This is a genomic window from Acidovorax soli (assembly GCF_014207955.1).
Lineage (GTDB): Bacteria > Pseudomonadota > Gammaproteobacteria > Burkholderiales > Burkholderiaceae_C > Acidovorax > Acidovorax soli_A.
Genome location: NZ_JACHLK010000015.1, coordinates 21,188 through 34,155, shown reverse-complemented (window position 1 = coordinate 34,155; position 12,968 = coordinate 21,188). Strand labels below are relative to the sequence as shown.

The window sequence follows — 12,968 nt, the reverse complement described above, 5'->3', positions numbered from 1 at the left end:
CATGCGCCTTTTGAAATCCGTTGCCATCGCCTGGGTGGCGATGGCCTGTGCCCTGACCGCCCACGCCAACCCCTCTCCCAAGCCCGCCAAGCCAGCCAGCCCGAAGAAGACTGCCTCGAACACTACCACCGTGCAGGGCGGCGCGCCCTACGCCGGCCGGCCTGACGCCATGGCCTTTGCCGACGACCTGGCCGCCCGCCGCGGACTGGACCGCGAATGGGTGCGCCAGGCCATCGGCCAGGCGCGCCTGCTGTCCCAGGTGCCGCGCCTGATGCTGCCGCCGCCCGTGGGCACGCCCAAGAACTGGCGCGTGTACCGCAGCCGCTTCATCGACCCGGTGCGCATCCGCGCTGGCGTGCGCTTCTGGCAGGAGCACCGCGAAGCGCTGGAGCGCGCCGAAGCCGAGTACGGCGTGCCCGTGGAGATCATCGTCGGCATCATCGGCGTGGAGACCATCTACGGCCAGCAGATGGGCAACTTCCGCGTGATGGATGCACTGGCCACGCTGTCCTTCGACTTCCCCAATGCCCACCCCCGTGCCAAGGAGCGCCGCGAGTTCTTCCAGCGCGAGCTCGAACAGTTTTTGAGCCTCAGCAACCGCAGCAACATCGACCCCTTCGAGCCGCGCGGCAGCTATGCGGGTGCCATGGGCCTGGGCCAGTTCATGCCATCGAGCTGGGTGCGCTATGCGGTGGACTTCGATGGCGATGGCCGCATCGACCTGTTCAAGAGCCCGGTGGATGCCATCGGCTCGGTGGCCAATTACTTCAAGGGCCACAACTGGACCACGGGCATGCCCACGCACTACGCCGTGCAGTTCGACACCGCGCGCCTGCAGCTCGACACCCTGCTCGCCCCGGACATCCTGCCCAGCTTCAGCGCCGCCAGCATGCAGGCCAAGGGCGTCGTGCTCGATGCGGATGGCGCCCGGCACACGGGCCCCATGGCGCTGGTGGAGCTGCAGAACGGCGGCGACGCACCGACCTATGTGGCCGGCACGGAAAACTTCTATGCCATCACGCGCTACAACTGGTCGAGCTACTACGCCATGGCCGTGATCGAACTGGGGCGTGAGGTGGCGGCGGCGCGCTGACACCCGGTGCCGGGGCCGCAGGTACCATGGCGGCCTTTGTTTCCCAGGAACTGCACCGATGCCCCCCTTTCTCCGCACCCAGCCAGCCAGCGCCCGGCCCCTGGCCGCCGCTGTGCTTCTGGCCATGGCCGCACTTGCGCCCCTGGCAGCAGCCGTGGGCCAGACCCGCGCCGCAAAGCCGCCTGCAGCGCCCAACGCATCGGCCGCTGCCGTGGGCGATGCCACGCTGCAGGCCATCTTCGACGCCGAGCAGAAGCCCGAGCGCATGCGCCAGATGATGCAGGCCGTGAACCAGGCGCAGCTGGATGCCATCGACGCCATTCCCGACACGGATGCGCGCGAGCGCAAGCGCAAGGCCTACACAGCGGCCCAGCCGGTGCTGCAACAGCATTTCGAGTGGGAGCGGATGGCCCCGATGGTCACCGAGGTCTACCGAGCCCAGTACACCGAGGCCGATGCCCAGGCCCTGCTGGCCTTCTATGGCACGGCGCCGGGCCAGGTGCACCTGAACAAGCTGCAGCCTGCCATGCTCGAGGCCGCCCTGGCGCTCGCCAAGTTCATGGACGAGCGCGTGGACGCCCTCTTCGATGCCAGCGACGACCAGGGCCGCGCCAAGGGACCCAAGCCACCCAAGCCCGTGGCCTGGGTGGCGGCAGACGCCCATGAGGCCCTGGCCGCCGACCTGGCCCGGCTGCTGATGCAAAGCGAGTTCAACGCGCGCATGCAGCGCATGGAGTCCGCGATGCGCCAGCAGATGGGCATGGTGCAGTCCAGCGCTCCCGACAAAAAGCAGCAGCAATGGCTGGCCAACATCGCGCAGCGCATGCGCGCCGAGATCCGCTTCGACAGCGTGCTGCCCCTGATCGTGCAGCGCCTGCGCACGCACCTGAGCCCGGACGAACTGCGCCTGCTGCTGGACAGCGAACGCAGCCCCGCGCGCAAGGCCCAGCGCGCCAAGGTCACAGCCGCCAACGATGCCCTGAGCGCCCGCCTGCAGGAAAAGATCCGCACCGAGATCTTCCCCGAACTGCTGGGCGCCATGGCCAGTGCCGAGAGCAATGCGGCGGCGCCTGCGGGCGGTGAACCCAAGCGCTGAATCCACAGCGCCCGCAAGGTTGGGACTCAGGCAGCCCAGGCTTCTCCCGCTCCGGCCGAGGTAGCCTGCACCGCTCCTGCCCGCCACCCCAGTTCCGGCGCAATGCGCCGCGCCGTGTCCTCCAGGATCTGCCGGTACTCCTCGGGCGCGAAATCGTAGGGCAGCTCCAGCCGCAGCTCCTGCACCAGGGGCACGATGGGATCCTCGCGCAGCCACTGCAGGATCTGCTCGCTGTGGCCCACCAGGTCGCGTGCGAACAGCGTGCGCCGCTCGCCCTGGGGTGCCAGGGTGCGCGCCTGCCGCGTGGCGGCCCAGGCCAGGTAGCGGGCACGGGTCGAGGCATCGGCCCCGTCCAGCGGCACGATCACCCGGCCCAGGGCCACGCGGGGCAGGCTGCCTGGTGGCTGGTGCGCCGCCCAGCGGGCATGGAACAGCGCCAGCTGCGCGCGCTGCGCCTCGAAGAAATGGTCCGTCTGCTCACCCCGGTTGATGTTGCCGATCAAGAGGTGGTAGCCCTGCTCGCCCGCCCACTGGGCCGACCGCAGTGAACCGCCGCCGTACCACAGGCGCTGCGCCAGACCCGGTGCGTAGGGCTGCAGGCGCGGGCGCTGGCGGCCCGCGGGCGATTCGACAAAGGTCTCCTCGTCCCCGAGCAGGTCGCCCTGCAGGTTGCGGCGCAGCCGCTCCACCCGCGCGTGCGAGAAGTCGATGCTGCCCGCATCGCCATCGAACAGGCGCTCGCCCAGCAGCGCGCCAAAAGGCGGAGCTCCGGCGCTCAGGCCCACGTGCAGGCGGCCGCGCGAGAGCACGTCCACCGTGGCCAGGTCCTCGGCCAGGCGGAACGGGTTTTCATAGCCCATCTGCACCACGGCCGTGCCCAGGCCAATGCGCAGGGTGCGCTGGCTGGCCGCTGCCAGAAAGGTGGCGGCCGAGGACACGCCGCGCTCCAGGTGGCGCTGGCGCACCCAGGCGCTGTCAAAGCCCAGGGCCTCCCCGTAGGCAAACAGCTGCAGGGTGTGTTCCAGGCCGTCGAAGGGATCGGTGTCCGGGAAGTTGCCCGGCGACAGGAAGGCGAGGTGGCGAATGGCCATGGCTCAGAACTTCGGAAGACCCGGGGGGTTCGTCTCCGACCGGGGCAGCGCCTCTTCCGCCAAGGCCCAGCGCGCCAGTGCCTTGCCGTACAGGCCGCCCTGGATCAGGCCATTGGCCGCGAGCGTGAGCGCATCGGCCAGGCCGCTGCCCTTGCGCGTGGTGATGGCCACGTCGGACTTGAGCGGCCAGCCCGCGTTCACCGTGCCCACGAGCTTGATCTTGCCGTCCTTGGCCGCATGGTAGGCCTGGGGGGCGTTGGGGTTGAAGTTGGCATCGGCCCGGCCCGAGACCACGCCCAGCAGACGTGCCGCGTCGTCATCGAAGTAGACCAGCTCCGCAGGCTTGAGGCCTGCCGCCACGTTCTTGCGGTTCCATTCGAGCAGGATGCGCTCCTGGTTGGTGCCCGAGGCGGTGATGACCTTGAGGCCCGCCACGTCCTTGGGCTCCTTGATGGAAGCGATCTTGCTGTCCGCCCGCACGTAAAAGCCGTGCAGGCCCAGGCGGTAGGTGGAGAAGTCGAATTTCTCCTTGCGCTGCTCGGTCACGCCCACGTTGGAGATCACCGCGTCGTACTTGCCTGAGGACAGGCCCAGTGGCCAGTCGGCCCAGGCAATGGGCTGGAGCTCCAACTTGAGGCCCAAGGCATCGGCGATGAGCTGGGCGTAGTCCGGGTCGAAGCCGACCACGGTCTTGGCATCGCTGGCGTAGGTGGAGATGGGTGGCGCAAACGGCGCGATGGCCACGGTGAACGTGCCCTCCTTGACGAACCTGAAGTCCTTGGGGATGGCCGCGATGGCGGCGGCATTGCGCTCGGTGCGCAGCCGGCCCTTTTGCTCGGGCGTGAAATCGAAGGCCTGCGCGAAGGCGGTGGTGCCCCATGCGAACATGGCCACGACCGCCAGCCCGCGCAGAAGGGATGAAGAGAGGGTGCGCATGCGGTGCCTCACTTCCTGGGCAGGCCAGGGGGGTTGGTGCGCGCGACCTGGATCGCCTCGGACTGCAGGTTCCAGCGCTCCAGCGCCTTGGTGTAGTTGCCGTTCTGGATCTGCGCATTGAGCGCCGTGGTGATGGCATCGGCAATGCCCGAGCCCTTGCGCGAGGTCACGGCGATCTCGGCCGTCTGCGGCCAACCGCCCGAGAAGGTGCCCACCAGCTTGGTCTTGCCGTCGCGCGCATTGTGCGCGGCGATGCCGTTGGGCGCGAGGTAGGCGTCCGCCCGGCCCGAAGCCAGCGCCAGGTAGAGCACCACATCGTCGTCGTAGTACTGCACCTCCACAGGCTTCAGGCCTGCGGCCACGTTCTGCTGGTTCCAGCGCAGCAGGATCTGCTCCTGGTTGGTGCTGGCGCCCACGATGATCTTCAGGCCCGCCACATCCTTGGGCTCCTTGATCGCGGCGATCTTGCTGTCGGCCTTGACGTAGATGCCGAGTTGGTCATTGCGGTAGGTGGAGAAGTCGAATTTCTCCTTGCGCTCCTCGGTCACCGTGACGTTGGAGATCACCACGTCGAACTTGCCCGACTGCAGGCCCAGCGGCCAGTCGGCCCAGGCCACGGACACCAGTTCGAGCTTGCGCCCCAGGCTGTCGGCCACCAGCTGCGCGATGTCCGGAGCATTGCCGACCGGGGTCTTGTTGTCGTTGGCATAGGCGCCAAAGGGCAGGCGGCCCGTGGTCGTGCCCACGGTGAGCACGCCCTCCTTGGCGAACTTGAAATCCCTGGACACGAGCTTGAGCGCTTCGTCGACCTTGGCCGAGCGAGGACGGCCAGGCTGTTCGGGACTCAGGTCCACGGCCTGGGCCGTTGCCTGCAGGGGGACCAGGGTGGCAGCGGCCAGCGCCAGGGCGAAGAAGGTGGAACGGCGAGAGAAGTTCATCGGATGCTTTCTGAAGGAAAGGGAAATGCAGGCACGCTGGCGCCCAGCCGGGCGCTGCGCCTGCGGGGAAACAAAAGAAAAAGCGTGGGGGTCTAGAGCACCTTGGCCAGGAACTCCGCCGTGCGCGGGTGCTGCGGGCGGTTGAACACCTGCTCGGGCGTGCCGGTCTCCAGCACCTGCCCCTGCTCCATGAAGACCACGGTGTCGGCCACCTCGCGGGCAAAGCCGATCTCGTGCGTGACGATGACCAGCGTGGTGCCCGAGCGCGCCAGCTCCTTGATCACGGCCAGCACCTCGCCCACCAGTTCGGGGTCCAGCGCCGAGGTGGGCTCGTCGAACAGCAGCACCTTGGGCTTGAGCGCCAGGGCGCGCGCAATCGCCACACGCTGCTGCTGGCCGCCCGAGAGCTGGCGCGGGTAGCTGTGGGCCTTGTCGGAGAGGCCGACCCGGGCCAGCAGCTCATGGGCCAGGGCCTCGGCCTCGGGGCGTGGCACGCCGCGCACGCTGATCGGCGCCTCGATGAGGTTCTCCAGCACCGTGAGGTGGGGGAACAGGTTGAAGTTCTGGAACACCATGCCCACGTCCACGCGGCGCTGCAAGATGTCCTTTTCGCCCAGCTCGTACAGGGTGTCGGCATCCTGGCGGTAGCCGATCAACTCGCCGTCGATGGCGATGAAACCACCGTCCACCCGCTCCAGGTGGTTGATGCTGCGCAGCAGCGTGGACTTGCCCGAGCCCGACTGGCCCAGCACCACGGTGACGCTGCCCGATGGCACGGTGAGCGTCACGTCCTTGAGCACCTGCAGCGCGCCGTAGTGCTTGGAGACACCGTGGATGGTGACCTCGCCGCCACGCGTGAAGCCACCACTCCAGCGCGGCACGGCGTCCGTGGCCTGCGGTGCCGCGGCGGGCACGGCTGCAGCAGGTACCGCCCGGGGTGCGCGCCCCAGGCGCTGCGCAATCGCGGTGAATAGAGAAGGCGGCGGGTTGCGCAGCGCGCCCTTGGCGAAATGGCGCTCGATGTAGTGCTGCAGGATGGACAGCACCGTGAGGATCACCAGGTACCAGACGGTGGCCACCATCAGCAGAGGGATCACCTCCAGGTTGCGCCGGTAGATGATCTGGATGGTGTAGAACAGCTCGGGCAGCGCCAGGATGTAGACATTGGACGTGCCCTTGGCCAGGCCGATGATGTCGTTGAAGCCACTGGGCAGGATGGAGCGCATGGCCTGCGGCAGCACGATGCGAAAGGCCTGGCGCCGGCGCGGCAGGCCCAGCGCGGCGGCGGCCTCGAGCTGGCCCTGGTCCACCGACAGGATACCCCCGCGCACGATCTCCGAGGCAAAGGCCGCCTGGTTGAGTGTGAGCCCGATCAGCGCCGCCACGAAGGGGCTGATGAGCTGCGTGGTGGGGTAGGAGAAGAAGGTCCAGCCCGTGAACGGCACGCCCAGGCTCACCGACTCATAGAGGTAGCCCAGGTTGTTGATGATGAGCAGCAGCACGATCACCGGGATGGAGCGGAAGATCCAGACAAAGGTCCACGACAGGCCTGCGAGCAGCGGCGAGCGGGACACCCGGGCCAGCGCCAGCGCCGTGCCCAGCGTGAAACCGAACAGCGCGCCCAGCGCGGTGAGCAGCAGGGTGCGGCCCAAGCCCACGAGCACCGGCTCGGCAAAGAACCATTCGGCAAACACGCCCCAGCCCCAGCGCGGGTTGGTGAGCACCGAGTACAGCACCAGCGCGATGACCGCGGCGGCAAACACGGTGCCCACCGTGCGCGCGCGGTAGCGTGCAGGCACCACCTTGTAGTGTGAGTAGTCGCCCTTGGCCGTCGGCGCCCTGGGTACGGAAGGGGGTGCTGCAGCAGGCACCGGGCCGGCTGGCAGTGCATGGGCATCGAGCGTGGTGGTGGTCGACATCGTGGTGTGTGTGAAGGGGATGGGAAACTCAGGCGGCACGGGCCAGCGCAGGCGCCTGCACCAGGATCTTTTCGAAGGGCAGCGAGCGGTAGGTGCCTTCCGGCGCCGATGGGTCGAACAGAGCGGAATAGCCCTGGCCCAGGTACAGTGCCACCGCCTCGGGCTGGCGGAAACCCGTGGTCAGGTAGATGCGCGTATAGCCCTGGCGCAGCGCCTGGGCCTCCAGCTCCTGCACCACACGGCGCGCCAGGCCCTGGCGGCGCAAGGCCGAGTGCGCCCACACGCGCTTGAGCTCGGCCGTGCCGGGGTCCGGGTGGCGCTTGAAGGCCCCACCGCCAATCGCCTCGCCATTGCGCAGCAGCAGCACGAAGTTGCCGCCCTCGGGCGGCGAGAACAGCTCGGCCGGGTACTTCTCCATCTCGCGCGGGCCGCCCTCGCGCTCGTAGAAATCGCCGTAGCGGGTTTCGTACTCGTAGCTGAGTTCCTCGACCAGCGGGCGCGCCAGCGGATCCAGCGGGGTCGTATAGACGAATCGTTCGCTCATGGTGTGCATCCAGGACAGGTCAGACGGAGGGAGCAAGAAAGCGCTCGGCCAGGCGCACCCAGTAGGTGGCCGAGGGCGCGAGGATGGCGTCGTTGAAGTCGTAGTACGGGCTGTGCAGCGAGGCGCCGTCCCCATTGCCCACGAAGACATAGCTGCCGGGCCGCTTGAGCAGCATGAAGGCGAAGTCCTCACTGGCCGTGCGCGGGCGAAAACCGGCGTCCACGCGCGCGGCGCCGAAGGTGTCCACGGCCACACTGCGCGCCAGCGCGGTCTCGGCATCGTGGTTCAGCACCGCGGGGTAGCCCGGGCGGTACTGCACCTCGGCTGTGGCGCCAAAGCTCTCGGCCTGGGCGCGGGCGACGGCGGGAATGCGCGCGCGCAGGACTTCGCGCACCTCGGGCTTGAAGGCGCGCGCGGTGAGTTTCAATTCCACGCTCTCGGGCACCACATTGGGCGCCGCTCCGCCGTGGACGGAGCCCACGGTGACCACGCCCATGTCCAGCGGATCGACATTGCGCGAGACCACGGTCTGCAGCGCCGTGATGATGTGGGCGCTGGCCACCACCGGGTCCACCGTCTCGTGCGGCACGGCGCCATGGCCGCCCTTGCCGCGCACGGTGATGGTGATCTGGTCCACCGAGGCCATGGCCGGCCCGGTCACGCAGCCGAAGTGCCCTTCGCCCACGCAGGGCCAGTTGTGCAGGCCGAACACCGCATCGCAGGGAAAACGCTCGAACAGCCCCTCGGCGATCATGCGGTTGGCGCCGCCGCCGTTCTCCTCGGCGGGCTGGAAAATCAGGTTCAGCGTGCCGTCGAAGCGGCCCGATTCGGCCAGAAAGCGCGCCGCCGCGAGCAGCACGGTGGTGTGCCCGTCGTGCCCGCAGGCATGCATCACGCCCGCGTTTTCGCTGGCGTAGGGCAGGCCCGTGGCCTCGGTGATGGGCAAGGCATCCATGTCGGCACGGATGCCCAGCGACTTGCCGCTGTGGCCGCGCTTAAGCCGGCCCACCACGCCCGTGCCGGCGATGCCGGGGGTCACCTCGTAGCCCCACGCTGTGAGACGCTCGGCCACGATGGCCGCGGTGCGGTGCTCCTGGAACGACAGTTCGGGATGGCGGTGCAGATCCTGGCGCAGAGCCTTGAACTCGCCGATGAAGGCGGCAATGCCCTCCTCCACGCGCGCCACATCATCGGCACCGACCAGCGGCAATGCGGCACCCATCAGGCAGCCTTCCGGTCGGAGGCAGCGCCCTGCTCTGGCGCAGCGGCATACCGGCTGGCCTTGCGCGGCAGGCCCAGGTGGTCGCGCAGCGTGGCGCCGGGCAGCGTGCGCTCATAGCGGCCGCGTGCCTCCAGCACGGGGATCACATGGGTCACGAAATCTTCGAGCCCCTGCGCCAGCACCGGAAAGCCGAGGATGAAGCCATCGGCCGCGCCCTCGTCCACCCAGCGGATGATTTCGCCGGCCACGCGCTCGCCCGTGCCCACGAACTGCGAGCGCGGCGTTGCGGCCTCCAGCGCCACCTGGCGCAAGCTGAGGCCGCGCTCCTTGGCATCGGCCTTGATGCGGTCGGTGGTGGAGCGGAAACTGTTGCGCCCGATCTCGCCCAGCTCGGGAAAAGGCTCGTCGAGTGGGTACTGGCTGAAATCGTGGTGGTCGAAATAGCGGCCCAGGTAGGCCAGCGCTTCTTCCACCGTGAGCAGCTCGCGGATGGCCTGGTACTTGGCCTCGGCTTCTTCCTGCGTGGCGCCCACCACCGGGCCGATGCCCGGGAAGATCTTCACGTCGCTGCCCTGGCGGCCCTGGGCCACGGCACTGGCCTTGACCTGGCGCAGGAAGGCGCGCGTGGCCTCCAGGTTGGGCGAATGGGTGAACACCGCGTCGGCGTACTTGCCCGCCAGGCCCACGCCTGCATCGGACGAACCGGCCTGGAAGATCACGGGCTGGCCCTGGGCCGAGCGGCCGATGTTCAGCGGCCCGGCCACCTGGAAGAAGCGGCCCTTGTGATTGAGCGTGTGCAGCTTGGCCGGGTCGAAGAATTGGCCCGTCTCGCGGTTGCGCACCACCGCATCGTCGTCCCAGCTGTCCCACAGGCCCTGGGTCACTTCCAGGTACTCGTCGGCGATCTCGTAGCGCAGCGCGTGGTCGGGGTGCTGGCGGCTGTAGTTGCTGGCCGTGCCTTCGAGCGGCGTGGTCACCACGTTCCAACCCGCGCGCCCTTGGCTGATGAGGTCGAGCGAGGCGAACTGGCGCGCCACCGTGAACGGGTCGCTGTACGAGGTGGAGATGGTGCCCGCCAGGCCGATCTTCGAGGTGGCCACGGCCAGCGCCGAGAGGATGGAAATGGGCTCGAAGCGGTTGAGGAAATGCGGGATCGACTTCTCGTTGATGAACAGGCCATCGGCCACAAAGGCGAAGGCGATGCCGTGGGCCTCGGCCTTGCGCGCGGTGTCGATGTAGAACGAGAGGTTCACGCTCGCATCGGCCGGGCCGGCGGGGTGCTTCCACGAATTCATGTGGCCGCCTGCGCCGTGCAGCATCAGGCCGAACCGGATGGGGGTGGTGTTCTTGCTCATGTTTTCTCTTCCTTCTGAGACGGGGTCAGGCTTCGGCGGTCTGCAGGGCACCGGCCAGCAGTTCCACCGAAGCCAGGCGCTCGGCAAAGCCGGTGACGGGCGTGTCGACCACGAATTCCCCGATGCCATAGCGCTCGGCCAGTGCGTCGAGCGCATCGCGCACAAAGGCCTGCGAGCCGGCGATCACATGCGGGCGCGTTTCTTCGAGGCGGTAGTCGCTCACGCCGGCCTGGCGTGCGAACTCGGCCGCAGCGCTTTCGCTGGGCAGGTTCACGCTCTGGCCGGTGGCCAGGTGCAGCTTGACGATGCGCAGCGCGCCCACCAGGCGCTCGGCTTCTTGCTGCGTCTCTGCGACCAGGGCATACAGCGCGAGCAGCGGCGCACGGCCTGCGGCCTCGCGGTAGACCTGCAGCGAGCGCTCGATGTTCACCGGGTCGCCATTGAAGTGGCCGGCATAGACAAACTGCCAGCCATGGCGCGCGGCCAGCGCCGCGCTGTCGGGGCTGCCGCCGAGCAGAAAGCGCTCAGGCAGGTGCGGCGGCTCGGGCAGCGCCACGGCACCGGCCAGCGGGTGGTCGGCTGCCAAGGTGTTGGAGACGAAGGCGTCGAGCTCAGCCAGTTGCGCGGCGAAGTCCGGCTTGCGTGCGGGGTCGCGCGCGGCCTGCAGTGCGCGAGTAGAAAGCGGCAGCCCACCGGGCGCCTTGCCCACGCCCAGGTCCACGCGGCCCGGGGCCAGCGCGGCCAGCAGCTTGAAGGCCTCGGCCACCTTGAAGGGGCTGTAGTGCTGCAGCATGACGCCGCCCGAACCCACACGGATGCGCGTGGTGCGCGCCAGCAGGTGGGCCACCAGCACCTCGGGTGCCGAGCCGGCCAGGCCCGGGTTGCCATGGTGCTCGGCCACCCAGAAGCGGCGGTAGCCCAGCTGCTCGGCGCGCTGCGCCAGCGCTACGGTGCGCTGCAGGGCCTGGGCCGCGGTGGCGCCTTCAGGGACAGGGCTCTTGTCGAGCAGGGACAGGGCATAGGACACGGTCGGGGCGATTCGCGCATGGGTGATCAATGCTGCAAATTCTGTGGCCCCGGGCCGGCGCGCGTTGCGCTAACTTGTCATATCGATATACGGACAAAAGGCGCCCCAGCCTTGTGTCCGCGCGGCCTTCCACTGGGCCAAATCCCCCCCGGCCAGTGCAGCTACGGCAGCCTTCCATAGGCATGCACGTGGCCAGCGCACCCGCGCCAGGGCCGCCCCGCCGCGCTGGGTGCGTCCCCCTGGGGACTGAGTGCCGCGGCTCCAAGCCTGCCTGCGCAGGCTTGGACGGCGACGAAGAGCGGCCGTCTCTGGCGGACGCACCGTGGCGCGAAGCGACTCAGGGGGGCTTCCAATCAGGGGCGCTGCATGGTGCAGGTATGGGGCTGCTGCGCCTTGGCGGGAGCGATCTGGCGCACCACGCGGAAGCCATAGCCCGAGCCTTCGACGTCGAACTTGACCCCGTTGGCGCCCTTCTTGTCCATCACGCCCACCACCAGCGCCTGCTGGAACTGGTGGTCCGCCGCGCGCATGCTGCCGCCCTGGCCCGAGAGCTGCACGCTGGCCTTTTCCATCTGCCGCGCCACGGCCACCGGATCGGTGCTGCCCGCGCGCTCGATGGACTGCGCGAGCGCCTCCACCATGAGCTGCATGCGCATGTGCACATAGTCGTCCTGGGGCTTGGGAAAGCGCTCGCGGAAGGCCTGGTAGAAGGCCTCGCTCTGTGCGCCCGGCACATTGGGTAGCCAGTCGGCCACGGCCACCACCTTGCCGATGCCGGCATCGCCAATGGCCGCGGGCGCGCCCAGCGCATTGCCGTAGAAGGTGTAGAAGCTGCCTTCGTAGCCCACCTCGCGCGCGGCCTTCACCAAGAGCGTGAGATCGTTGCCCCAGTTGCCCGTGACCACGGCCTGCGCGCCGCTGGCCTTGATCTTCACGGCGTAGGGCGCGAAGTCCTTCACGCGGCCCACGGGGTGCAGTTCTTCGCCGACCACGGTCACATCGGGGCGCTGGGCAGACAGCTGCTTCTTGGCCTCGCGCAGCACGGCCTGGCCGAAGCTGTAGTCCTGGCCGATCAGGTAGACGCTCTTCAAGGCCTTGTCGTCGCGCATCACTTCCATGAGCGCGGCCATGCGCATGTCGGCATGGGCGTCGAAGCGGAAATGCCAGAAGCTGCACTTCTCATTGGTGAGGATGGGGTCCACCGCCGAGTAGTTGAGAAAGATCACGCGCTTGTTCGGCTCGCGCTCGTTGTGCTTGTTGATCGCCTCGATCAGCACCGCGGCCGTGGCCGAGGAGTTGCCCTGCAGGATGACCTGCGCGCCATCGTCGATGGCCGCGCGCAGGGCCGACAGGGCCTCCTCGTTCTGGCCCTTGCTGTCATAGCGCTCCAGTGCCAGCGGGCGCGCACCGCCGGCGCTGGCCGACAGGGCCACGCCGCCGCGCGCGTTCACGCGCTCCATGGCCCAGTAGATGTTGCGGTAGACCGCTTCACCGGTGTTGGCAAACGCGCCCGAGAGGCTCTCGATCAGCGCCATCTTCACCGGCTTGCCCGTGGCCGCAGGTACGGCCGCGGTGGGGGTCTGCGCCCAGCTGACCGATGCCGGCGCCAGCGCGCAGGCCAGTGTGGCGGCAACCGCCAAAACGGAATGACGTAATGCCGCAGCGCCTGATTTCAAGCCCGCGAACCGCAATTTATTCATGCTCTTTTTCCCCTTGAAAACCTTTGCGGCCGTACACAAGTTCTGTC

At 68.6% G+C, this 12,968-nt stretch carries 11 protein-coding genes; 2 read left to right on the top strand and 9 right to left on the bottom strand.

Translation table 11 applies throughout. From position 1 onward, the window contains the following. Nucleotide 1 precedes the first annotated feature (1 nt). A complete protein-coding gene (gene mltB / locus HNP48_RS27635; RefSeq protein WP_184863284.1) occupies nucleotides 2-1,093 on the top strand; it encodes a lytic murein transglycosylase B in 1,092 nt (363 codons plus the stop codon). 58 nt (nucleotides 1,094-1,151) lie between these two features. Further along, on the top strand, nucleotides 1,152-2,189 hold the full coding sequence (locus HNP48_RS27630; RefSeq protein WP_184863282.1) for a DUF2059 domain-containing protein: 1,038 nt from the start codon (nucleotides 1,152-1,154) through the stop codon (nucleotides 2,187-2,189). Nucleotides 2,190-2,215: 26 nt separating this feature from the next. Here the strand turns inward: HNP48_RS27630 and HNP48_RS27625 are convergent, their stop codons facing one another. From HNP48_RS27625 to HNP48_RS27585, 9 genes are all read right to left on the bottom strand, one after another. Then, entirely contained in the window at nucleotides 2,216-3,280 is a 1,065-nt protein-coding gene (locus tag HNP48_RS27625; protein WP_184863280.1) for an LLM class flavin-dependent oxidoreductase, read from the bottom strand. Nucleotides 3,281-3,283: 3 nt separating this feature from the next. After that, complete coding sequence (locus tag HNP48_RS27620) at nucleotides 3,284-4,216, bottom strand: ABC transporter substrate-binding protein (protein ID WP_184863278.1); 933 nt, start codon at nucleotides 4,214-4,216, stop codon at nucleotides 3,284-3,286. A gap of 8 nt (nucleotides 4,217-4,224) precedes the next feature. Continuing rightward, complete coding sequence (locus HNP48_RS27615; RefSeq protein WP_184863276.1) at nucleotides 4,225-5,154, bottom strand: ABC transporter substrate-binding protein; 930 nt, start codon at nucleotides 5,152-5,154, stop codon at nucleotides 4,225-4,227. 92 nt (nucleotides 5,155-5,246) lie between these two features. Continuing rightward, nucleotides 5,247-7,073 (bottom strand): amino acid ABC transporter permease/ATP-binding protein, encoded by a 1,827-nt coding sequence (locus tag HNP48_RS35710; RefSeq protein ID WP_221480377.1) that lies wholly within the window; start codon nucleotides 7,071-7,073, stop codon nucleotides 5,247-5,249. A 28-nt stretch (nucleotides 7,074-7,101) separates the two neighbouring features. Further along, nucleotides 7,102-7,617 carry a GNAT family N-acetyltransferase gene (locus HNP48_RS27605; RefSeq protein WP_184863274.1) on the bottom strand — a complete coding sequence of 172 codons (516 nt, stop codon included), beginning with the start codon at nucleotides 7,615-7,617 and terminating at the stop codon, nucleotides 7,102-7,104. A 19-nt stretch (nucleotides 7,618-7,636) separates the two neighbouring features. Next, nucleotides 7,637-8,839 carry a M20 aminoacylase family protein gene (locus HNP48_RS27600; RefSeq protein WP_184863272.1) on the bottom strand — a complete coding sequence of 401 codons (1,203 nt, stop codon included), beginning with the start codon at nucleotides 8,837-8,839 and terminating at the stop codon, nucleotides 7,637-7,639. Continuing rightward, nucleotides 8,839-10,194 (bottom strand): LLM class flavin-dependent oxidoreductase, encoded by a 1,356-nt coding sequence (locus tag HNP48_RS27595; protein ID WP_184863270.1) that lies wholly within the window; start codon nucleotides 10,192-10,194, stop codon nucleotides 8,839-8,841. Before HNP48_RS27595 ends, HNP48_RS27600 begins: the two co-directional genes overlap by 1 nt. A gap of 25 nt (nucleotides 10,195-10,219) precedes the next feature. Next, a complete protein-coding gene (locus HNP48_RS27590) occupies nucleotides 10,220-11,221 on the bottom strand; it encodes an LLM class flavin-dependent oxidoreductase (protein ID WP_184863268.1) in 1,002 nt (333 codons plus the stop codon). Nucleotides 11,222-11,574: 353 nt separating this feature from the next. Further along, complete coding sequence (locus tag HNP48_RS27585) at nucleotides 11,575-12,921, bottom strand: branched-chain amino acid ABC transporter substrate-binding protein (RefSeq protein ID WP_184863266.1); 1,347 nt, start codon at nucleotides 12,919-12,921, stop codon at nucleotides 11,575-11,577. Nucleotides 12,922-12,968: the final 47 nt, after the last annotated feature.